Origin of the sequence: Nonomuraea dietziae, assembly GCF_014195505.1 — a bacterium.
Lineage (GTDB): Bacteria > Actinomycetota > Actinomycetes > Streptosporangiales > Streptosporangiaceae > Nonomuraea > Nonomuraea roseola.
The window spans coordinates 6,780,395-6,801,327 of record NZ_JACIBV010000001.1 but is presented as its reverse complement, the minus strand read 5'-3'; the positions used below and the strand labels follow the sequence as shown (position 1 = coordinate 6,801,327).

The 20,933-nt window shown below is 70.8% G+C and carries 22 protein-coding genes; 9 read left to right on the top strand and 13 right to left on the bottom strand.

Annotated elements, in window-relative coordinates:
• Window positions 1–181 precede the first annotated feature (181 nt).
• Window positions 182–436, top strand: coding sequence for a WhiB family transcriptional regulator (locus FHR33_RS32515; protein ID WP_183655868.1), 255 nt, complete (start codon window positions 182–184; stop codon window positions 434–436).
• Window positions 437–515: 79 nt separating this feature from the next.
• Here the strand turns inward: FHR33_RS32515 and FHR33_RS32510 are convergent, their stop codons facing one another.
• Window positions 516–2,027: a sensor histidine kinase gene (locus FHR33_RS32510; protein ID WP_183655865.1), complete on the bottom strand. Its 1,512-nt coding sequence runs from the start codon at window positions 2,025–2,027 to the stop codon at window positions 516–518.
• A 381-nt stretch (window positions 2,028–2,408) separates the two neighbouring features.
• Here FHR33_RS32510 and FHR33_RS32505 point away from each other — a divergent pair, with 381 nt between their 5' ends.
• Window positions 2,409–3,128, top strand: coding sequence for a GntR family transcriptional regulator (locus FHR33_RS32505; protein ID WP_183655862.1), 720 nt, complete (start codon window positions 2,409–2,411; stop codon window positions 3,126–3,128).
• Between the two features lie 4 nt (window positions 3,129–3,132).
• Here FHR33_RS32505 and FHR33_RS32500 read toward each other — a convergent pair whose 3' ends face one another.
• Window positions 3,133–3,744 carry a hypothetical protein gene (locus FHR33_RS32500; protein ID WP_183655859.1) on the bottom strand — a complete coding sequence of 204 codons (612 nt, stop codon included), beginning with the start codon at window positions 3,742–3,744 and terminating at the stop codon, window positions 3,133–3,135.
• Between the two features lie 74 nt (window positions 3,745–3,818).
• Between FHR33_RS32500 and FHR33_RS32495 the strand changes: the two genes are divergently transcribed.
• Both FHR33_RS32495 and FHR33_RS32490 read left to right on the top strand, forming a co-directional pair.
• Window positions 3,819–4,592: an SAM-dependent methyltransferase gene (locus FHR33_RS32495; RefSeq protein ID WP_183655856.1), complete on the top strand. Its 774-nt coding sequence runs from the start codon at window positions 3,819–3,821 to the stop codon at window positions 4,590–4,592.
• Window positions 4,593–4,636: 44 nt separating this feature from the next.
• Window positions 4,637–6,283, top strand: coding sequence for an acetolactate synthase (locus tag FHR33_RS32490; protein WP_183655852.1), 1,647 nt, complete (start codon window positions 4,637–4,639; stop codon window positions 6,281–6,283).
• 16 nt (window positions 6,284–6,299) lie between these two features.
• Here FHR33_RS32490 and FHR33_RS32485 read toward each other — a convergent pair whose 3' ends face one another.
• Window positions 6,300–7,883, bottom strand: coding sequence for a protein kinase domain-containing protein (locus FHR33_RS32485; RefSeq protein WP_183655849.1), 1,584 nt, complete (start codon window positions 7,881–7,883; stop codon window positions 6,300–6,302).
• Window positions 7,884–8,113: 230 nt separating this feature from the next.
• Between FHR33_RS32485 and FHR33_RS32480 the strand changes: the two genes are divergently transcribed.
• The gene (locus FHR33_RS32480) at window positions 8,114–8,491 is read left to right on the top strand and encodes a thioesterase family protein (RefSeq protein WP_183655847.1); all 378 of its coding nucleotides are present in this window, start codon (window positions 8,114–8,116) and stop codon (window positions 8,489–8,491) included.
• A 9-nt stretch (window positions 8,492–8,500) separates the two neighbouring features.
• On the opposite strand, the gene FHR33_RS32475 is transcribed toward FHR33_RS32480, so the two are convergent.
• From FHR33_RS32475 to FHR33_RS32445, 7 genes are all read right to left on the bottom strand, one after another.
• Complete coding sequence (locus FHR33_RS32475; protein ID WP_183655844.1) at window positions 8,501–8,713, bottom strand: biotin/lipoyl-binding carrier protein; 213 nt, start codon at window positions 8,711–8,713, stop codon at window positions 8,501–8,503.
• Window positions 8,714–8,751: 38 nt separating this feature from the next.
• Complete coding sequence (locus FHR33_RS32470) at window positions 8,752–10,113, bottom strand: acetyl-CoA carboxylase biotin carboxylase subunit (protein WP_183655842.1); 1,362 nt, start codon at window positions 10,111–10,113, stop codon at window positions 8,752–8,754.
• Window positions 10,114–10,235: 122 nt separating this feature from the next.
• Complete coding sequence (locus FHR33_RS32465; protein ID WP_183655840.1) at window positions 10,236–11,501, bottom strand: HD-GYP domain-containing protein; 1,266 nt, start codon at window positions 11,499–11,501, stop codon at window positions 10,236–10,238.
• A gap of 67 nt (window positions 11,502–11,568) precedes the next feature.
• A complete protein-coding gene (locus tag FHR33_RS32460) occupies window positions 11,569–12,924 on the bottom strand; it encodes an HD-GYP domain-containing protein (RefSeq protein ID WP_183655838.1) in 1,356 nt (451 codons plus the stop codon).
• Between the two features lie 177 nt (window positions 12,925–13,101).
• Entirely contained in the window at window positions 13,102–13,812 is a 711-nt protein-coding gene (locus FHR33_RS32455; RefSeq protein ID WP_246452250.1) for an NAD-dependent epimerase/dehydratase family protein, read from the bottom strand.
• A gap of 36 nt (window positions 13,813–13,848) precedes the next feature.
• Complete coding sequence (gene rsrA, locus FHR33_RS32450; protein WP_183655832.1) at window positions 13,849–14,115, bottom strand: mycothiol system anti-sigma-R factor; 267 nt, start codon at window positions 14,113–14,115, stop codon at window positions 13,849–13,851.
• A complete protein-coding gene (locus tag FHR33_RS32445) occupies window positions 14,112–14,717 on the bottom strand; it encodes a sigma-70 family RNA polymerase sigma factor (protein WP_183660430.1) in 606 nt (201 codons plus the stop codon). Before FHR33_RS32445 ends, rsrA begins: the two co-directional genes overlap by 4 nt.
• 264 nt (window positions 14,718–14,981) lie before the next feature.
• Here FHR33_RS32445 and FHR33_RS32440 point away from each other — a divergent pair, with 264 nt between their 5' ends.
• Window positions 14,982–15,731: a class I SAM-dependent methyltransferase gene (locus tag FHR33_RS32440; RefSeq protein ID WP_183655829.1), complete on the top strand. Its 750-nt coding sequence runs from the start codon at window positions 14,982–14,984 to the stop codon at window positions 15,729–15,731.
• Here the strand turns inward: FHR33_RS32440 and FHR33_RS32435 are convergent.
• Together FHR33_RS32435 and FHR33_RS32430 are read right to left on the bottom strand one after the other, a co-directional pair.
• On the bottom strand, window positions 15,728–16,060 hold the full coding sequence (locus tag FHR33_RS32435) for a TraR/DksA family transcriptional regulator (protein WP_183655826.1): 333 nt from the start codon (window positions 16,058–16,060) through the stop codon (window positions 15,728–15,730). The two genes, FHR33_RS32440 and FHR33_RS32435, sit on opposite strands and share 4 nt — an antisense overlap.
• Before the next feature lie 153 nt (window positions 16,061–16,213).
• Window positions 16,214–16,960 (bottom strand): SOS response-associated peptidase, encoded by a 747-nt coding sequence (locus FHR33_RS32430; RefSeq protein ID WP_183655823.1) that lies wholly within the window; start codon window positions 16,958–16,960, stop codon window positions 16,214–16,216.
• A 51-nt stretch (window positions 16,961–17,011) separates the two neighbouring features.
• Between FHR33_RS32430 and FHR33_RS32425 the strand changes: the two genes are divergently transcribed.
• The 3 genes from FHR33_RS32425 (at window position 17,012) to rsgA (ending at window position 20,466) form a co-directional block, all read left to right on the top strand.
• The gene (locus FHR33_RS32425; protein ID WP_183655821.1) at window positions 17,012–18,040 is read left to right on the top strand and encodes an NAD(P)-dependent alcohol dehydrogenase; all 1,029 of its coding nucleotides are present in this window, start codon (window positions 17,012–17,014) and stop codon (window positions 18,038–18,040) included.
• Between the two features lie 79 nt (window positions 18,041–18,119).
• Entirely contained in the window at window positions 18,120–19,394 is a 1,275-nt protein-coding gene (gene aroA / locus FHR33_RS32420) for a 3-phosphoshikimate 1-carboxyvinyltransferase (RefSeq protein ID WP_183655819.1), read from the top strand.
• A gap of 52 nt (window positions 19,395–19,446) precedes the next feature.
• Window positions 19,447–20,466, top strand: coding sequence for a ribosome small subunit-dependent GTPase A (rsgA, locus tag FHR33_RS32415; protein ID WP_183660429.1), 1,020 nt, complete (start codon window positions 19,447–19,449; stop codon window positions 20,464–20,466).
• A 1-nt stretch (window position 20,467) separates the two neighbouring features.
• Here the strand turns inward: rsgA and FHR33_RS32410 are convergent, their stop codons facing one another.
• Entirely contained in the window at window positions 20,468–20,911 is a 444-nt protein-coding gene (locus FHR33_RS32410; protein ID WP_183655817.1) for a DUF4442 domain-containing protein, read from the bottom strand.
• Window positions 20,912–20,933: the final 22 nt, after the last annotated feature.

Here is a 20,933-nt window from a genome sequence, read left to right as displayed (position 1 = left end):
CATCACTGACGTCGGAACGTAGGACCTTTAACTACCCCGAGGCCCTACGGACGGGCGCGGGCACTCCCCCCGGATCCAAACAGGATCACGGGTACCTGCTCGCGCTAGTTAGTGAAACTCTTCACAAAGTAGACCCGCACGGAGCCGGGCACAGCGGCTCCATCTACGAAGGAGTGGACGCATGGACTGGCGCCACCGAGCTGCCTGCCGTGACGTGGACCCTGAGCTGTTCTTCCCGATCGGCAACACGGGCCCCGCGCTCATGCAGATCGAAGAGGCCAAGCAGGTCTGCCGTTCCTGTTCGGCCGTCGACTCGTGCCTGAAGTGGGCCCTGGAGTCCGGCCAGGACGCCGGCGTCTGGGGCGGTCTCAGCGAGGACGAGCGCCGCGCCCTCAAGCGCCGCAACGCTCGTGCCCGCGCCCGCGCCACCGCCTGACCGCACCACCTGACGACGCCTGGCGAGGGAGCCGTTCCCGCCAGGCGGGTGACCCCGCGGGGTCACCGCACCGCCGCGGTCACGAGGTGGGCAGCGGGATCGACAGCGTGACCTCGGTCCCGCCCCCGTGACGCGGCTCGATGGCCAGCTTGCCCGACAGCTCTCCCTCCACGAGTGTGCGCACGATCTGCAGGCCGAGACTGGTGGTGCTGTCGAGATCGAAGTCGGCGGGCAGTCCGCGCCCGTCGTCCCACACCACGACGTTCAGCCTGTCGCCTCTGGCCTCGACGACGACCTGCAGCCGCCGGGGCCTGCCGTGTTGCAGGGCGTTCTGCAGCAGCTCGGTCAGCGCCATCGCCAGCGGGGTCGCGACGATCGAGGGAAGCACCCCGAACGTGCCGACCCTTCGCGGCGTCACCGCCGCCTCGGGGGCCGACACCTCCCCCGCCATCGCGATGACCCTGTCGGCGATCTCGTCGAAGTCGGCGAACTCCTCCGGCGCCATCGACAGCGTCTCGTGCACGATGGCGATCGAGCCGACCCGCCGTACGGCCTCTTCGAGCGCCTCGCGTCCCTCGGGGACCTGAAGGCGGCGCGCCTGCAGGCGCAGCAGGGCCGCGACGGTCTGCAGGTTGTTCTTGACGCGGTGGTGGATCTCGCGGATCGTGGCGTCCTTGGTCATCAGCTCGCGCTCGCGCCTGCGCAGCTCGGTGACGTCGCGGATGAGCACCAGCGCGCCGATGCGCCCGCCGCCGACGATCAGCGGGATCGCCCTGAGCTGCACGATCGTGCCGCCCGACTCGACCTCGGTCTCCTTGGCCGCCCGCCCGCTCGCCACGATCATGAGGTCTTCGTTGATCGGTTCGTCCGAGTAGCAGAGAGCGGCGGTCAGCCTGCCGAGCTCGGCGCCCACCAGGTCGGCGTGCAGGCCGAGTCGCCGGTAGGCCGACAGCGCGTTCGGCGAGGCGTAGGTCACCCTGCCGGCGCGGTCGAGTCTGAGCAGGCCGTCGCCGACCCGGGGCGAGCGGACCAGGATCGGCTCCTCGCCCGAGAAGGGGAAGCGCCCCTCCGCCACCATCTGGGCCAGGTCGGAGGCGCTCTGCAGGTAGGTGAGCTCCAGGCGGGAGGGTGTGCGGGCCGACGACAGGTTGGTCGAACGCTGGATGACGCCCAGGAAGCGGCCTTCGCCGTTGGGCAGCGCCCGCCGTACCGGGATGGTCTCCTCGCGGACCGGCACCCCTGTCGACCAGTCGGGGTCGCCCTCGCGGCAGATGCGCCGCTCGTGCCACGCGGTGTCGATGAGGTGCCGCTCCCCCTTGGCCGCGACGGTGCCGACGATGTCGTCGTGATAGACGGTCGGGCCGGTGGTGGGACGCATCTGCGCGATCGCGATCCAGCCCTGGTCCCCGCCCGCGCCCGGTTCGTCGAGAACCTTCGGGCCCCTGCGCTCCAGCAGCGGCGCCCAGAGGATGAGGTCGGCGAACGACAGGTCGGCCAGCAGCTGCCAGTCGGAGACGAGCGAGTGCAGCCAGTCGAGGTCCGCCGCGTCGAGCGCGGTGTGGCGGACGACCAGGTCGCTGAGAGTCGGCACGAGTGCATCATGCGTGCTTTCCGCCCTAACAACCAACTCGCAGCACGCGCGAAGGTACGACAGGGCGGGTTTTGGGGCATCTCACATTGTGAGAACCGTCACACCGCACGGCGGTCCCCGCGCCCAGGAGGTGGTCGCCACGGCCCTCACAGCGGCCTCGGTTGCCGTCGCACGTGCGGCGATGGATATCCTTCACAATCAGCCCGAGCTGCCCGGATACGCGCGCGATGGGACGAGCACGCCCTGCGGGCTCGACCGGCACGCCCGCATACCCGCGCACCGCACTTGCCTGCGGTTGACCGCTCGGGCCAATCTGAGTTCCGATGATCTCGCGGTGATCAGACACGCCCTCACCGCCGTGGCTGGAGTGAAGGTGAGAGCGTGACAGAAGAACCCCCTCGCGTACCCAAGTACTACGACGTCAAACGGAGCCTGCTGGAGCTCACCAAGAGCCTGACGCCCGGCAGTTCGCTGCCGCCCGAGCGCGCGCTGGCCGTGCGCTTCGAGACGTCGCGTACCACCGTCCGCCAGGCGCTGACGGAGCTGGTGGTCGAGGGCAGGCTGGTACGCATCCAGGGGAAGGGCACCTTCGTCGCCCAGCCGAAGGTCGCCCAGGTGCTGCAGCTCACCTCCTACATCGGCGACCTGCGCACCGCGGGCCTGGAGCCGGACACCAAGATCCTCGACATCAGCTACATCACGGCCGACGAGGCGCTGGCGCGACGGCTGGCGATCAACCCGGGCGGCAGGGTGCTGCGCATCCACCGGCTCAGGCTGGCCAACGGCGAGCCCGTCTCGATCGACACCACGCATCTGTCGGCCAGGCGCTTCCCCAGGCTGCGGCGCGAGCTCGAGGTGCACTCCTCCCTCTACGAGACGCTGCACAACGCCTACAGCGTGCGGCTGACGGACGCCGAGGAGGTCATCGAGACCGTGCTGGCGACGCCGTACGACGCCCAGATGCTCGGCGTCGACGTCGGCCTGCCGATGCTCCTGCTCACCCGGCACGCCTTCGACGCCGACGGCAACCCGGTCGAGTGGGCGCAGTCCCTCTACAGGGGCGACAGGTACAAGTTCGTCACCAGGCTGCGCCGCCCCTAGCGGATCAGGTGTTCTGGCACTGGGCCTCGGGCAGCCAGCACACCTTCCTGGACATCTCCCTGGCGTCCTTGAGCAGTGTCTTGAACTCGCCCATCGGCAGCGAAGGGGTCGGCCACGCGGTCTCGGTGTAGACCATGATCGCCGCACCCCTGCGCACCGCCACCTGCCGCAGGCCGCCCTCCCAGTAGCGGGCCCCCGCCCGCACGGCCTCGTCGCCCAGGGCGAGCGGCTTGCTGTAGTAGCTGATGCGCTCGATGCCGTCGCCGCGCGAGGCGCAGCGCTTCAGCTCGGCCCGCATGGCGTCCATCGCCGCGCGAGCGCCCGACTCGTCCTGGTAGATGGCGACCTGCTCGCCGCCGATCTCGATCTCCTGCTGCCGGTAGACGGTCCTGGCCGCCACGCGGCCCTTCTCGACGCCCCCGCGCTTGGACCAGTAGCTGTCGTGGCAGGCGTCGAGCATGAGCGGAGTCGAGGCCCTGTCCGACACCTCCCAGATGTCCCAGCCGCTCGATCGGCCCTCCCACAGCAGGAAGCCCTTCGGCAGGCTGGTCGTGGCGCCGCCGAGCAGCGTGGCCGCGGCGGTCATCAGCGCCGCCCCCGTTGTCATCATCCCCATGCCTAGTAGACGCGACGATCCTTCAGGAAGTTGGCGGCGTACCGTCACCGTCACTAGATCGCTAGGTTGTCCGCATGAGCGACATCGACACCAGCGTGCCGCATTCCGCCAGGATCTGGAACTACTGGCTCGGCGGCAAGGACAACTACGAGGTCGACAGGATCGCGGGCGAGGAGTTCCTGAAGATCTTCCCAGGGATGGCCATGGGCGCGCGCGCCTCCAGGGCCTTCCTGCGCAGGACGATCGCCTGGCTGGCCGCCGAGGCCGGCGTGAGGCAGTTCCTCGACATCGGCACCGGGCTGCCCACCGCCGACAACACCCACGAGATCGCCCAGCGGATCGCGCCGGAGTCACGCGTCGTCTACGTCGACAACGACCCTCTCGTGCTGACCCACGCCCGCGCGCTGCTGGTGGGCGCGCCCGAGGGCGCCACCGACTACATCGACGCCGACGTCCGCGAGCCGGAGGTGATCCTCACCGCGGCCGCCAAGACGCTCGACTTCTCGCGGCCTGTCGCGCTCAACCTGAGCGGCATCATGGGCCACGTGGCCGACGACGAGAGCGCGCTGTCGATCGTCCGCAGGCTGCTCGACGCGCTGCCCTCGGGCAGCTACCTGGCGCTCAACGACGGCACGAACGTGCACAGCGAGGCCAACAGGCAGGCGCACCGGCAGTACAACGAGAGCGGTGCGCTGCCCTACATCCAGCGCAGCCCCGAGCAGATCGCCCGCTTCTTCGAGGGCCTGGAACTCGTCGAGCCCGGGCTGGTCTCGGTGACGCGGTGGCGGCCCGAGGGCATCACCCCTCCGGAGGTGGACGGCTACGGAGCGGTCGGACGCAAGCCGTGACGCCTCCCTGTTTGGAACGCTGAGCGGCTGGTAGGTTCCGGGCCATGGACTCCGCGAAGCACGCCGGTGACGCCGCTGTCGCCGTCGCCAAGGCCTATGGCATCGAGACCATGTTCACCCTCTCGGGCGGGCACGTCTTCCCCCTCTACGACGGCGCGGTCCACGAGGGCATGCGCATCCTCGATGTCAGGCACGAGCAGAGCGCCGTCTTCGCCGCCGAGGCGACGGCCAGGCTGACCAGGAAGCCCGGCCTGGCCGTGCTCACCGCGGGCCCCGGCATCACCAACGGCGTCAGCGGCGTCGCCACGGCGCACTTCAACGGCTCGCCCGTCGTCGTCATGGGCGGCCGTGCGCCGCAGTCGCGCTGGGGCAGCGGCGCGCTGCAGGAGATGGACCATCCGCCCCTGCTCGAGCCGATCACCAAGCTCGCCTTCACCTCCTCGGGCGCCGACTCGATCGGCCAGGACGTCGAGATGGCCTTCCGCACGGCCGTCGCGCCGCACAGGGGCCCGGTCTTCGTGGACTTCTTCATGGACCACCTCTTCGCGCCCGCGCAGATGCACCAGGCCGAGACGCAGACGCCCTCGCCGTACGAGCCCGACCCCGACTCCCTGGCCCGCGTCGCCGGGCTGCTGGCCGAGGCCGAGCGACCCGTGGTCGTTCTCGGCTCCGACGTCTGGATGGACCGCGCGGAGGAGGCCGCCCGCGACTTCGTCGAGGCGTGGCGCCTGCCGGTCATCCCCAACGGCCAGGGCCGCGGCATCCTGCCCGCCGGCCACGAACTGCTCGTCACCCGCGCCCGCGGCCTCGCCTTCGGCCAGGCCGACCTGGTGATCGTCGTCGGCACCCCGCTCGACTTCCGCCTCGGCTACGGCTGGTTCGGCGGCAAGGAGGGCGCACCGCTGGCGCGCGTCGTCCATCTCGCCGACGCGCCGTCCCAGCTGGCCACCCACATGCAGCCGGCCGCCTCCGCCGCGGGCGACCTGTCACTGGTCTTCTGGAGCCTCGCCACCGCCTGCGGCGACGCGGGCGTGAAGCCGTCGCGCTACGCCTCGTGGCTCTCCACGCTCTCTGAGGCGGCCGCTGCGGCCGTTTCAGGCGACGCCGACCTGTTGAGTGCCGACAGCGATCCCATCCACCCCATGCGCGTCTACGGCGAGCTGGGCAAGGTGCTCGCCGACGACGCGGTCGTGATCGGCGACGGCGGCGACTTCGTCTCCTACGCGGGCAAGTACGTCGAGCCGCGCCAGCCGGGCAACTGGCTCGACCCCGGGCCCTACGGCTGCCTCGGCACCGGCCTCGGCTACTCCATCGCCGCCCGGCTGGCCAGGCCGTCCTCACAGGTGGTGCTGCTGCTGGGCGACGGGGCCGCGGGCTTCTCGCTGATGGACGTCGACACGCTCGTACGCCACAACCTGCCGGTGGTCATGGTGTGCGGCAACAACGGCATGTGGGGGCTGGAGAAGCACCCCATGCAGATGCTGTACGGCTACGACGTGGCCGCGGAGCTGCGGCCAGGAACGCGCTACGACCAGGTCGTGACCGCGCTCGGCGGCGGCGGTGAGCTGGTCACCAAGCCGTCGGAGATCGGCCCCGCGCTGAAGAGGGCGTTCGACTCGGGCGTGCCGTACATGGTGAACATCGCGACGGACCCGCAGGTCGCCTACCCCCGCAACACCACAGGGGTGTAGCAGGGGAAGGCTGTCCCTACGGCTTGGCGGTGATCGTCGGCGAGGGCGAGGTGCTCGGCGTCGGGCTGGTCGAGGGCGACGGGCTCGGCGACTTGCCCGGCGGGCAGATGTCGCTCACCACCGCGACGGTCACCGTCTTGCCCTTCGCCAGCGGCTTGCCAGGGGCGGGCACCTGACCCGACACCTTCTTGCAGCTGTCAGGCTCCATCACCATCTCGGACTTGACCCTGATCTGGTAGCCGGACGCCTGGACCTTCTTGGTCGCTTCCTCGATGAACATGTCCATCACGTTGGGCACGAGCGGCTGCTTCACGTGCGTCGGCGTGGGCGAGGTCGACGGAGTGATCGAGGGCTTCGCCGTCGTCGGCCTGGTGGTCGGCTCGACGGTCTCCTTCTCGGTGGGAGAAGGGTCCTCTGTGGGCTCGGGGGGCCTCTGCTTCCGCGTCGTCCTGGTGGAGGAGGGCTTCGTGCTGACATCGCCGCCCACCGGTGCCGCCGTCGCCGTCTCCATCGGACCGGACGGGGCGTTCATGCCGGTCAGCGCCACCGCGCCGGCGCCCACGCCGAGCACGGCCACCGCCGCGATGCCCGCCACCAGCACGCCCCTGCCGCCGGTCGTCTTGGCCGCCCTGCGCGTGCCACGGCGCGACCCCGGCGTGGTGACCGTGGTGTTCTCGGGCGGCTGCACGACCCCTGTCGAAGGTGAGGGCGCCATCGTGGCCCCCGTGACGGGCGCCAGGTCGGTGAGCGAGGGAGGCGAGCCCGCCTGCGCGGACTGCACGGCCTGCCTGGCCGCGGCCGCCATCGCCGAGGCGCTCGGGAAGCGGCGCAGGGGGTCCTTGGACAGCGCCCGCTCGACGACCGCCCTGACCGAGGGCGGGATCTCGGCGGGCAGCGGCGGCGGAGCCTCGCGGATGTGCTTGAGCGCGATGGTGACAGGGCTGTCGCCGTCGAAGGGGCGCACGCCCACCAGGCACTCGTAGGCCACCACGCCGAGGGCGTAGATGTCGACGGCGGGCGTCACGGGGGCGCCCTCCGCCTGCTCGGGCGCGCAGTAGGCCGCGGTGCCGAGCACCATGCCCGCGTCGGTGAGCCTGTTGGCCACGTCCTGGCGGGCGATGCCGAAGTCGGTGATGACCAGCGTGCCGTCGCGCTGCACGAGCAGGTTGCCCGGCTTCACGTCGCGATGCACGATCCCCTGGTCGTGGACGGCCTGCAACGCGGCGGCCGCCTGGGCGATCAGCTCCATGGCCGGTTCGGGCGCGATGCGCCCGAGGCGTTGCAGCAGCCTGTCGAGCGCCTCGCCGTCGACGAACTTCATCACCAGGTAGACGGTTGCCCCCGCGCCCGCCACCTGATGCACACCGTAGTCGTAGACGTCGACGACGCCCGGATGGTTGACCGTCGCCATCGCTCGGGCCTCGCCCTGGAAGCGGGCGACGAATCCGGGGTCGTCCGTGCGGCCCGGAAGCAGCACCTTGACGGCGACGGTGCGGGCAAGGACGATGTCCTCGCCACGCCACACCTCGCCCATGCCGCCGGCGCCGATGCGGGTATCCAGGCGATATCGCCCCGCCAGCGTCGTCCCTTGGGCCACCATGTCTCCCCCGTTACCCCCTGTCGTCTGGAACCTCTCCCACCCCAGGGTTCTCCAACAAAGCGGATTTGTATCGCGGCGAGGTAACGCAGAGGTCACGGAATTCTGGAAGTGTAAGGCTTGTCCCAGTTTTCTCACCACAAAATTGGCGCAAGCCGTACAAACCTATCCTGGTGCCTGGCGGCCTTTCCTGTCCGTCCGATGGGCGAGATCCGATCAAGTAGCCTGGCGTCATGACGCTCGAGCCCGGACTCCGATCCTCGATGCTCATCATGGTCGAGCGGTCGGACACCGCCGCCAAGGTGGGCAGCGGCGACGTGCCCGTGCTGGCGACGCCCAGGCTGCTGGCGCTGGCGGAGATGGTGACCACGCAGGCCGTCAGGAAGCACCTGGCGCCCGGCGAGACCTCTGTCGGCACCCGCGTCGAACTCGACCACCTGGCCGCCAGCCCGGTCGGCACGCACGTCGAGATCAGCGCCGAGCTGACCGCGGTGGACGGCAGGCGCCTGTTCTTCAGCTTCACCGCCCGCGATCGTGCCAAGCTCGTGGGCAAGGGCACGATCGAGCGGGTGGTCGTCGATCGGGAGAAGTTCCTCGGCCGGCTCTCCTGAGGCGAACGCTCAGGAGATGACGGCGATCAGGTCGCCTTCCTGCACGACGTCGCCTTCGGCCACCTTCAGCTGCGACACCACACCGTCGTCCTCGGCCAGGACGGGGATCTCCATCTTCATGGACTCCAGGATGACGAGCGTGTCGCCCTCCTCGACCGTGTCGCCCTCGGCGACGACGACCTTCCACACGTTCGCCACCATCTCGGCGTGCACCTCAGCCACGGGAACTCCCCTCTTTCAATGCCTCAACTGTGTCACGGTCACGTGGCGCGCATGCGGCCGACCAGGCCCGTGTCGTACTCGCCGCTGACGAACTCGGCGTTGCCGAGCAGCTCGGCGCAGAACGGCAGGTTGTTCTTCGGCCCTTCGACCTTGAACGCGTCCACCGCCTTCCTGCCCAGCTCGAGCGCTTCGGCGCGGCTCTGGCCGTACACGCAGAGCTTGGCCATCAGCGGGTCGTAGAACGGCGTGACCGTGGTGCCCGCAGCGTAGCCGGAATCGACGCGGACGCCGTCACCGGAGGGCTCCTCCCACACCGTGATCGCTCCGGGCCCTGGGAAGAAGCGCTTGGGGTCCTCCGCGTAGACGCGGAACTCGATCGCGTGGCCCTCCACCTCGGGCCGCACCTCGGGGTTCTCCCCCGCGGCGACCCTGAGCTGCAGCTCGACCAGGTCGAGCCCGGTGACCAGCTCGGTGACGGGGTGCTCGACCTGCAGGCGGGTGTTCATCTCCAGGAAGACGAAGTCCTGCTTGTCGGCGTCGACGAGGCACTCGACCGTGCCCGCGCCGAGATAGCCGACCGCCTCGCCCGCCTTGACGGCGGCGGCGAGCATGCGCTCGCGCAGCTCCGGCGTGACGCCGGGCGACGGCGACTCCTCCACGACCTTCTGGTGGCGGCGCTGCACCGAGCAGTCGCGCTCGCCCAGCGCCAGGACGGTGCCGTCGGGCAGGCCGAGGATCTGCACCTCGACGTGGCGGGCGCGCTCGATGTAGCGCTCGAGAAGGACGGCGGGCCCGTCGAGCACGTCGCCGCTGGCGAAGCGCGCGGCGGCCCTCGCGGCCTGCTCGAACGCCTTGGTCAGCCCTTCGGCGTCGTGGGCGACGCTCATGCCGATGCCACCGCCGCCGCCCGCGGTCTTGACCATGACGGGGTAGCCGATCTCCTCGGCCCGCGCCCGCGCCTGCTCCAGGTCGGTGACGGGCTCGCGGGTGCCCGCGGCGACGGGCACGCCCGCCCGCTCCATCAGGTTGCGGGCGTTGATCTTGTCGCCCATCCGCTCGATCGCCTCGGGGGCGGGACCGATCCAGATCAGACCGGCCTTCACGACGGCCCTGGCGAAGGCGGCGTTCTCCGCGAGGAAGCCGTAGCCGGGGTGGATGGCCTTCGCTCCGGTCGCGCGCGCCGCCTCGAGCACCTTGTCGACGTCGAGGTAGCTCTGCGCGGGGTTGGCGGGGCCGAGCAGTACGGCCTCGTCGGCCTCGGTGACGAAGGGCAGATCGGCGTCGGCCTCGGAGTGGACCGCGACGGCTCGCAGCCCCAGCCGCTGGACCGTGCGGATGATCCGCCTGGCGATCTCGCCTCGGTTGGCGATCAGGACGGTTCCGAGCGTCTCATTAAGCACGACGCCCACCCTATGATCGCCGGCTGTCCGACCCTTTCCCTCGAAACCACCGATCCGGACAGTTCGTCTTGTAGGAAGTCCACAAAAGCGAGCGAGGAAACGCCGTGCGGAGCGTCCCCCGCCTAGAGCCGATGCACTGGGGCGAGCCTGTCGACGACGCGGGCCATCGCCTCGATCACCGCCGGGTCGTACTCGCCGCCGATGCCGAGCCTCAGCCGCTCCAGAGCCGCCCCCGCCCTGTCGCGGTCGGTGGACCCGCCGACGAGGTCGTCGTAGGCGTTGGCGGCCTTGATGATCCTGCTCGACATCGGCGGGTCCTCGGCGATGGAGTCGCACTGCCTCCTGACCAGCTCGGCGACCCTGTCGAGCACGCCCGTCTGCCTGATCACGGCCGCGCCCAGCTCGGCGATGCGCCGCGCCTGCTCGGGATCGGTGAGGACGGTCGCCCCTCCGGGGATGGGATCGCGCAGCGACAGCTGGCCGATGTCGTGCATCAGCGCCGCGTACTCGAGCTCCAGCAGCTCGGGCTCGGCCATGCCGAGCTCCCTGCCGATCGCGACGGCCAGCCTGCTCACCCTGCGCGAGTGGCCAGGCTCGACGTATCCCCCGACCTCGGTCACCCTCGACAGGGCGCGCACAGTCTGCAGGTAGGTCGCGCGGATGCCCGCGTACTTGCGGAAGGCGACCTGGGTGACCAGCAGCGGCGCGGCGAACACCAGCAGCGCCATCAGGTCCATGCTGTGGCAGGCGAGCGCGAGCAGCACCCCGGAGGCGGCCACGGCCGCGCCCAGCGGGAACGCCATCCTGATCTCGTCCCTCACCGCGACCTTGAACGCGGTGCGCACCTGCTCGGCTCGCAGCATCGCCGCGATGAGCACGTCGGCCAGCAGGGCGATCGCGATCAGCGCCACCATGACGACCAGCGCGGGCCACCAGGTCTTCGTCGGCTCCTGGGTCAGGGTGTAGAGAGTGCCGGCCAGCGGCCTGAAGGCGAAGGCCAGCAGCGCGCCGGTGAGCAGCCTCCTGGCCATCGCGTCGAGCCTGGGCGGGCGGCCCACGGCCAGATGCGGCAGCGCCCCCGCGATCATCCCGACCGCGATCACGGCGACCACCTGCAGCGCGGTGTGCTCAAGCTGGACGTCGCTGAGGTCGAGCAGCAGCGTGTAGCCGAGCGCGGCGGCCGCGCCGATGGGCGCGACCTCCCTGTTGCCCGGCATCGTGAGCCGCGCGAGCTCCCCGATCGCGATGAGCGCGCCGAAGCCCACCGCGATGTCGGGCCTGACCAGGCCGACGGCGGCGGTGTGGGCCACGCCGGCGACGGCCACCAGCCCCGCCGCGGCGATCAGCAGCAGCTGCCCCGAGTCGAGCCCCTGGAAGACCCGGTTCACCGCCGCACGCCCTCGGCGCGGGGGGTGCTCGGCGCCACCTCGGGCACCGGCCTGCCGATCGGGGTCGTCATGAGCCGCCCACCACTTCGATCGGCATCGTCGGGTCGTCGTGGTCCTTGGTCGTGGTCTCGGTCTCGTCGCAAGGCGGCGGCGAGGCCTTGCGCGGCGGCTGCCACGGCTCGCGCTCCAGCGCGCGCACGAAGGCCGCCACCATCTCGGGGTCGAACTGGGAGCCGGCCCCCTTGTGCAGCTCGGCCACCGCCACCTCGACGGGGCGCGCCCCCCTGTAGGAGCGGTCGGAGGTCATCGAGTCGAAGGCGTCGGCGACCGCGATGACCCGCGCGAACTCGGGGATCTCGTCGCCCGCCAGCCCCATCGGATAGCCCCTGCCGTCGTGGCGCTCGTGGTGGTGCATGATGCCCGCGAAGGCCTCGTCGAGGAAGTCGATGCCGCGCACGATCTCCAGCCCCCGCATCGGGTGCAGCTGGATCGCCGCGAACTCCTCCTCGGTGAGCGGCCCGTCCTTCTGCAGCACCTTCGTGGGCACGCCGAGCTTGCCCACGTCGTGCAGCATGCCCGCGTAGCGGATGGCCCTCAGCCGCTCCGCGCCCATGCCGATCTCCTGGGCGATCATCGTGGAGGCCAGCGACACCCTCGTGCAGTGGCCTCGGGTGTAGTAGTCCTTGGTCTCGACCGCCTGGCAGAGCGCGGCGATGGTGGCGTCGTAGGAGCGCTGCTGCGCGTGGTACTGCCCGAAGGCCCAGCGGGCGATGAAGAGCGGCAGCAGCACCAGCACGGCCGAGATCGAGGCCACGGTCGCCCACAGCCCCGCCACCAGCAGCCCGAAGGTGGCGTAGCCGAAGTAGGACAGCAGGAACTGCGCCATGCCCCTGGCGGGCATCCGCTCGGCGCGCTCGGTGCTCGCCAGGCGCACCATGGTCAGCGTCAGGACGATGTTGAGCGGGACGAACAGCGCGGCCGCCACCGCGTAGGGGCCGACGAGCGCCTCGAAGTCGTTGACCTCCGGCACGCCCGTGACGCCGCCGAAGAACTCGTAGACCTTGCCCGAGGCGTAACCGCAGATCGCGAACTGGGCCCCGTTGAAGAGCCTTTTCACCAGCGGCAGGCCTGGCCGTACGCTCACGACGGCGGTCAGGCCGACGATCGCGGCGCCCTCGGGCCCCACCAGCACCACGGCGGCGAGCGCGGCCGAGAAGCTGACGGAGACGGCGAACTGCTCCACGTTGAGCAGCGTCGGCATCGACTCGCAGACCAGGAACAGCAGTGCGAGAACGAGCAGGGTGCCGTACTCGCCGACGCCGGCGAGCTGTCCTGGCACGACGACGATGTTGCCGACCAGAGCGGCCGCCGCGCCGATGACGACGACCAGGTAGGCCTTCGCAGGCCACGGCAGTCCACGCATGGCGCCCTCGCGACCCTCAGGTCCAGGAGACGCCTGGAGGGGCGGCGTCAACGCCCTCGACCAGGGGAATCACCGGAACGGCCAGTGCTTTCAACGTGCGCATGGGGCTCACGCTACAGAAGACGTCCGGGAACAGGGGGCCGACGCGGGAATCGCAAGCAAAGCGTAATCAAGCAACTACCTGCGGCGACTCCGGACCCACTCCACTGTCGCCTTCAGGCCAGTTGACAGCTCGGTCTGCGGCCGCCAGCCGAGACCCTCCCTCGCGGGAGCCGGATCGACGGCCATCGCCGGCAGGTCGCCGAGCCGCGCGGGCGCGAATCCGGGGTCGTCGGGCACCCCCGCCGCCTCGGCGACGAGCGTGTGCAGCTCGCGGTCGGTGGTCTGGAGGCCGGTGCCGAGGTTGAACCGCCGCCCGCCGCCCGCCTCGCCGCACGCCCTGACGAAGCCGTCCACGACGTCGGCGACGTAGACGTAGTCGCGGGTCTGGTCGCCCTCGCCGTACAGCACGGTCGGCGCGCCCGACAGCAGCGCGTCGGTGAAGACGGCCACCGCGCCCGCCTCGCCGGCCGGCGACTGGCGCGGGCCGTAGACGTTGGAGAGCACCAGCGTGGTGTAGTCGATGCCGTGCAGCGCCCTGAAGGCGGCCAGGTAGGTCTCGCCGCTGAGTTTGGAGGCCGCGTACGGCGAGCGGGGGTCGGTGGCCGCGTCGCCCGGCACGGGGATGACGCCAGGCCTGCCGTACACCGCGACGGAGGAGGCGAAGACCACCTTGCGCGCGCCGGCGCTGTGGGCGGCCGTCAGCACCGAGGCGGTGCCCTCGACGTTGACCCGGGCGTCGCGCACGGGGTCGGCCACGCTGGCTCCCCCGGTCACCAGCACGCGCATGGGCGCCATGCTAGCCGTGCGGGCCGGCAGGGCGGGCTAGTCGGACAGGTCGGCCCGTACGCGGGCGATGCGGTCGAGGACCTTCGCGCGCAGGTCGTCGGGTACGGGGTCGCATCCGCAGTGCTTGGCGACCAGCGCCTTCACCGCCTTGTCGAGGTCGTACTCCTGCAGGCAGGGGCCGCACTCGTCAAGGTGCACCCGGATGTCGACGCACTCACCCTCGCCGAGCTCCCCGTCGAGGTAGGCGTAGACCTTGTCGAGCACCTCGCGACAGTCCGTGTCGTGCGGCTCACCACAGCTCATTTGGATCCCTCCGCCGGGACCAGGCCACGCTCGCGGGCGTAGTCCTCGAGGTGCGTCCGCAACTGCCTGCGGCCGCGGTGGAGTCTCGACATCACCGTGCCGATCGGGGTGCCCATGATGTCGGCGATTTCCTTGTAGGGAAAGCCTTCGACGTCAGCCAGGTAGACGGCGATCCTGAACTCCTCGGGCAGCGCCGCGAGAGCTTCCTTGATGTCGCCGTCGGGCAGGTGCTCGAGCGCCTCGATCTCGGCGGACTTCAGCCCGCTCGAGGTGTGCGACCCGGCGCGCGCCAGCTGCCAGTCCTCGATCTCCTCGGTGCCTGACTGCTTCGGCTCCCGCTGCTTCTTGCGGTAGCTGTTGATGAAGGTGTTCGTCAGGATCCGGTAGAGCCAGGCCTTGAGGTTCGTGCCCTCCTGGAACTGGTGGAAGGAGGCGAACGCCTTGGCGAAGGTCTCCTGGAGGAGGTCCTCGGCATCGGCCGGGTTCCGGGTCATCCGGAGCGCGGCGGAGTAGAGCTGCTCGAGGTACGGCATGACGTCACGCTCGAACCGCTCGCTGCGCTGCTCCAGAGTCTCCGTGCCTGTCGCGGGCACCGGACCCACCCCCCTAAGATCGCCGGTGGCCTGCTGTGGCGGAACACCGTACTCAGGGGAGGATACCCGCTCGTCAGTGACCGTCAGGCCACCGGGGAGGGGTTCGGGAAGGGCGAGGCTGCGACCGGCGATGCGGTCGCGGCCCTCGGCGACTGCGAGCATGCTTGTCTGCAACACACCCGCGCGCGCGTCTGTTCCCGCAAGATAGAAGGTGACGAACGACCTGGTACGGGGAAAAACCAACGTACCTTTTCCGGAACACAGGAGTCGCGTGTGCTGCCCATTCCGGCCGAGGAACTGAACGGCTCAGGGACGCTCGGACCGTACTGGACCTTTTATCGTGCGGTCGTCGCCGAGCAGTTGAGCCGCTGGCTTCCCGGCCGTCCCTCCGTGGTCCTCGATCTTTCCGGCGGCAGGGGCCGCTGGTCCTCCCAGGCCGCCAAGGCCGGGCACAAGGTGATCGAGGTGGTCGACTTCCGCCGCGCCGTCGAGGGGCAGCCGCAGCTGCGCGATGCCGACCGGGTGCGCCAGGTTCGCGCCGACGATCTGGCGTTCCTGCCCGACGGGTGCGTGGACGCGGTGGTGGCCGAGGAGCGCGCGCTGTCGATCGAGCTGATGGCCGAGTCGGCGATGGAGGACGTGGTCCGCGTGCTGCGTCCGGGCGGGCGCGCCCTGGTCTGCGTCGACTCCCTGGTCCTCGGCATGGCGATACTGGCCGAGCAGAACTACTGGGCGCACCTGCGCCAGACCGGCGAGGTCATGCTCGTGCCGTGGCCCGATGGCAGCATCACCCGCTGCTTCAGCAGCGGCCAGCTGCGCGAGCTGCTGACCGGCGCGGGCCTGGAGGTCGAGTGGGTACGGCCGCGCACCGTGCTGTCGCCCTCCACCGTCGACCATGTGCTCGCCACCGACACCAGGGCGCTGACCTGGCTGGTGCGCACCGAGCTCGACGCCCATCCCAACGACGACGACACCGTCGGCATCCATCTCGTGGCGAGCGCGGTCAAGAAGGAGACGCGCTAACGCCTTCTCTCCTGCCTCGACTGGCACTGCACACATCTGGCGGCCTCGGGACGCGCTTCCAGCCTGCCCTCGGGCACCTGCTTGCCACAGTCGACGCACTCGCCGTAGGAGCCCTCGTCGAGGCGCCTGAGCGCGGCCACCACCGCGCCGCGCTGCGCGGTGGCCACGGTCAGCATGGCCTGCGCGCGGTCGGTGTCGGTCAGGTCGGATCCGGCGTCGGCCGCTGAGCGGTCCCTGACGGCCACCGGATCCCCGCGCAGCACGCCGATGGACCTGTCGAGCTCGGCGAGCATGCTCTCCAGTCGCTCACGAGCGGTCGTGTCGTCCACGGTCCGCACCTCCGGGTAGGCGGGAGCGGCCGGCCGCGGGACTCCCCGGAGGTCCCGCCCGGCGCAGTGGGGGGTAAACAACGCGGTGACTCCGAGTAAACGGATGGCATCGCTTTCCTCACCGGATGCCCACTACGAACGCTTCTTACACTTTTAGAAAAGCGCGCCCTCTTCCTCCGGTTCCTGCGGCTCGATCAGGTGAGGGCCGTTGTTGCGCACGCTGTTGACGTCGGTGGAGACGGGGTAGGCGACCAGCCGTCCCGCGTCGGCGGGCACCAGCAGCCGCGACGCCTGCCCGGTGTCGGTCAGCGTGGGGTCGAGCCACTCCGCCCAGCGCTCACGCTCGATCATCATGGGCATCCTGTCGTGGATGTGCCCGAGGTCGTCCTCCGCCTGCGTGGTGATGACCGTGCAGGTCACGAGCCATTTGAGCGGGTCGTCTTCGGCCCTGGTCGGGTCCTTCCAGAACTCGTAGAGCCCGGCCATGGCCAGCACGCCGTCGTCCTCGGGATGGATGTAGAAGGGCTGCTTCTTCTTCTTCTCGCCCTCGACCGGCATCCACTCGAAGTAGCCGTCAGCGGGCAGCAGACACCTGCGCGAGGCGAAGGCCCTCTTGAAGGCGGGCTTCTCCGCGACCGTCTCCAGCCTGGCGTTGATCATGCGGGAGCCGATGGAGGGGTCCTTCGCCCAGACGGGCACCAGCCCCCATCGCATGACCCTCAGCTGCCTCACCGCTCGCTCGGCCTCCTTCGGCACCCTGCTGAGCACCGCGTAGACCTGCTTGGTGGGGGCGACGTTGTAGTCGGGCTGCAGTTCCTCATCGGGAGAGGCGTCCTGCTCGACCTCGAACTCCTCCAGGAGCTCGTGCTTCTTGCGCGCCGAGGCGTATCTGCCGCACATGCGTCCAGCCTGCCACGGGTTCGGCTCCCCCGCCCAGTAGGTTGACTGGACATGAAGGCATTTCAGCTGGTCAGCCCAGGCAAGACCGAACTTCGCGACGTCGACGTGCCCGAGCCGGGTCCCGGTCAGGTTCTGCTGAAAGTGACCGGATCGGGCGTGTGCCACTCCGATCTGCACCTGCTTCACGCCCAGCAGCTGCCCTTCCCCATGACGCTCGGCCACGAGCCCGCGGGTCAGATCGTCGCGCTCGGCCCCCAGGTGAACGGATGGGCGACGGGACAGCACGCCATCTGCTACATCGTGTGGGGCTGCGGCGTGTGCCGCCGGTGCGCCACAGGGGCGGAGAACGCCTGCGAGCGCTTCCCCCGCGGCCTGGTGCCGGGGCCCGGCCTCGGCTATCCGGGCGCGATGGCGGAGTACATGCTGGCCCCCGCCAGGTCGCTGGTGCCGCTCGGCGATCTCGACCCCGTCGACTCGGCGCCGCTGGCGGACGCGGGGCTCACGCCGTACCACGCCATCGACCGCTCGCGCGAGCTGCTCACCCCGACCTCCACGGCCGTGGTGATCGGCGTCGGCGGGCTCGGCCATCTGGCGGTGCAGATCCTGCGCGCGATCACGGAGAGCACGGTCATCGCCGTCGACCTCGACCAGGAGAAGCTCACGGCGGCGCGCGGCCACGGCGCCGACCACGCCGTGCTGTCGGGGCCCGAGGCGGTTCCCGAGATCCTGGAGCTCACGCACGGCAGGGGCGCGGACGTGGTGCTCGACTTCGTCGGCGTGACGCCCACGCTGTCCGTCGGCGCGGGGGTCGTCTCCTCCTACGGGCACCTGACGGTGCTCGGGCTCGGCGGCGGGTCCGTCGACTTCTCGGCCTCCGGTCCGCCGCAGGGGCTGCCGTGGGGCGCCACGGTCAGCAGGCCGTACGGCGGGACGCGCAGAGACCTGCACGAGGTGCTCTCGCTGGCCCAGCGCGGGCTCATCAAGGTGCAGGTGGAGCGGCACCCGCTGGCCGCCGCCGACGACGTCCTGGCCAGGCTGGAGCGCGGTGAGGTCAGGGGCCGCGCCGTCCTGGTCCCCTGACCGTGTCCTGTTCTCCCCCCAGGCTCCCCCCTCCTCGCAGCCAGGCGGCCGTTGCGCCCGCTCCCGATAGGCTGAGCACATGTCCGCTCCGCTCTGGCCGGCCCCGACGGCCTCCGCCCCGGTCACCGCGACCGTCCGCCTGCCCGGCTCCAAGTCGGTCACCAACAGGGCGCTGCTGCTGGCCGCGCTGGCCGACGGCCCAGGCACCGTACGGCAGGCCCTGCGCAGCCGCGACGCCGACCTCATGGCGGCGGCCATGCGAGCGCTCGGCACCGAGCTGACCCCCTCGAACGAGAGCGCCTCGGGCGTCGACTGGCAGGTCACCCCTGGCCCCGTCCGCGGCGGCGCCCGCATCGACGTCGGCCTCGCGGGCACGGTGATGCGCTTCGTGCCCCCCATGGCGGCGCTGGCCGAAGGGGAGGTGCACTTCGACGGCGACGCCCACGCCCGCAAGCGCCCCATGGGCCCGATCCTGTCCGCCCTGCGCGCGCTCGGCGCCGAGGTCGACAACGACTCGCTGCCCTTCACCGTCCGCGGCAGGGCCGTCGGCGGCGAGGTCACCATCGACGCCTCCGCCTCCTCCCAGCTCATCTCGGGGCTGCTGCTCACCGCCGCGCGGTTCGAGAAGGGCGTGACGATCCGCCACGAGGGCCCGCCCGTGCCCTCGATGCCGCACATCGAGATGACCGTCCAGATGCTGCGCGCGGCGGGCGTCACCGTCGACGACGACACGCGCGACGTGTGGCGGGTCGAGCCAGGACCGATCAGCGCGCGCGACCTGGTCGTCGAGCCCGATCTGTCCAACGCCGCGCCCTTCCTGTCGGCCGCGCTCATCACCGGCGGCACGGTCACCGTCCCGGGCTGGCCCGCCCTGACCACGCAGCCGGGCGACGAGCTGCGCGGCCTGCTCGGCGCCATGGGCGCCACCGTCGACCTCGGCCCCCACGGGCTCACCGTCACGGGAACCGGCCAGATCGCCGGCATCGACGCCGACCTCCACGAGGTGGGCGAGCTCACCCCGACCATCGCCGCGCTGGCCGCCCTGGCCTCCTCGCCGAGCACGCTGCGCGGCATCGCCCACCTGCGCGGCCACGAGACCGACAGGCTGGCGGCGCTCGTCACCGAGATCAACGGCCTGGGCGGCAACGCCGAGGAGACCGCCGACGGCCTCATCGTCAGGCCCGTCCCGCTGCACGGCGGCACCTTCCACAGCTACGCCGACCACCGCATGGCCACGGCGGGAGCCGTCATCGGGCTCGCCGTGCCCGGCGTCGAGGTGGAAGACATCGCGACGACGGGTAAGACACTTCCGGAGTTCGCCCACATGTGGGCGGAAATGCTGGGGCAGTCATGACCCGCGGGCCGGTCGGCAGCCGGGCCGCGCGCCGAGAGCAGGGAGCGGACCGCTGAGAAAGCGGGAATACGACGAGGACGACGTCAGGATCAGGCCGAGCAAGGGCTCACGGCCTCGGACCAGGATCCGTCCTGCGCACGAGGACGCCGTCGAGGGCTTCGTGGTCGCCGTCGACAGGGGCCGCTACACCTGCCTCGTCGAGACGGGAGGCCGCAAGAAGAAGCGCGAGCGCCAGCTGGTCACCGCCATGAAGGCGCGCGAGCTCGGCCGCAAGGGCATCGTGGTCGGCGACAGGGTGGCCATCGTCGGCGACGTGACAGGCCAGGCCGACACGCTGGCCAGAGTCGTCAGGGTCGAGCCCCGCACCTCGATGCTGCGCCGCAGCGCGGACGACACCGAGGACACCGACGGCATCGAGCGTCCCATCGTGGCCAACGCCGACCAGCTCGTCATCGTCACCGCCCTGGCCGACCCTCCGCCGCGGCCCCGCATGATCGACCGCATCCTGGTGGCCGCCTTCGACGCCGAGATCGACTCGCTGCTCTGCCTCACCAAGTCCGACCTGGCCCCGCCCGCGGAGCTGGTGGCGCTGTACGAGCCGCTCGGCGTGCCGTTCGTGGTGGTGCAGAAGGGCGGCGAGCTGGAGGAGCTCCGCGAGCATCTCGCGGGACGCATCAGCGTGCTGGTCGGGCACTCGGGTGTCGGCAAGTCCACCCTGGTCAACGCGCTGGTGCCCGACGCCAACAGGGCGGTCTCGCACGTCAACGCGGTCACCGGCAGGGGGCGCCACACCTCGAGCTCGGCGGTCGCGCTCGAGCTGCCCGAGGGCGGCTGGATCATCGACACGCCCGGCGTGCGCAGCTTCGGCCTGGCCCACGTCTCCGTCGAGACCGTCCTGGCGAGCTTCCCCGACCTGGTCGAGGGCACGGTCGACTGCCCCAAGGGCTGCAGTCACCTCGACGAGGACTGCGCGCTCGACGCGTGGGTCGCCGCTGGCCACGCCGACCCCGCCCGCCTCGCCTCGCTGCGCCGTCTGTTGTCCATCCGCGAAGGCAGCCCCGAGCCCGAGTGAGTCAGCGGTTGGGGCGCAGGGTCCACGAGACCGTCATCTCCGAAACGGTCGTCCCCTCCGCGTTGCGGATCTCGACGACCACGTCGAACTCCGGCCGCTCGCCCGCGTCCAGCTTGGCCACGACCTCGTCGCGCGAGGCGAGCAGGCGCGCCTCGGCCACGACCTCGCCCATGGCCACCTTGCGGTAGCGGATGGTGGCGGTCGTGGGCAGCGGGACGGCGCGCGACAGCTGGTCGCCGAAGGTCGCCAGCGTCGCCGCGCCCGAGGCCGACTCCGCGAGCGCGAACAGCGCCCCCGCGTGCGGGCCCCCGACGTGGTTGTGCAGGTCCTGGCGGTCGGGCAGGCGGCAGATGGCCACACCGTCCTCGACCTTGTCGTAGGTGATGTCGAGAGTGCGCGCGAAGGGCACCGTCTGCAGCAGGAGTTCGCCGACGTCGTATGACATATCGCCATGCTACTGGCGAGTA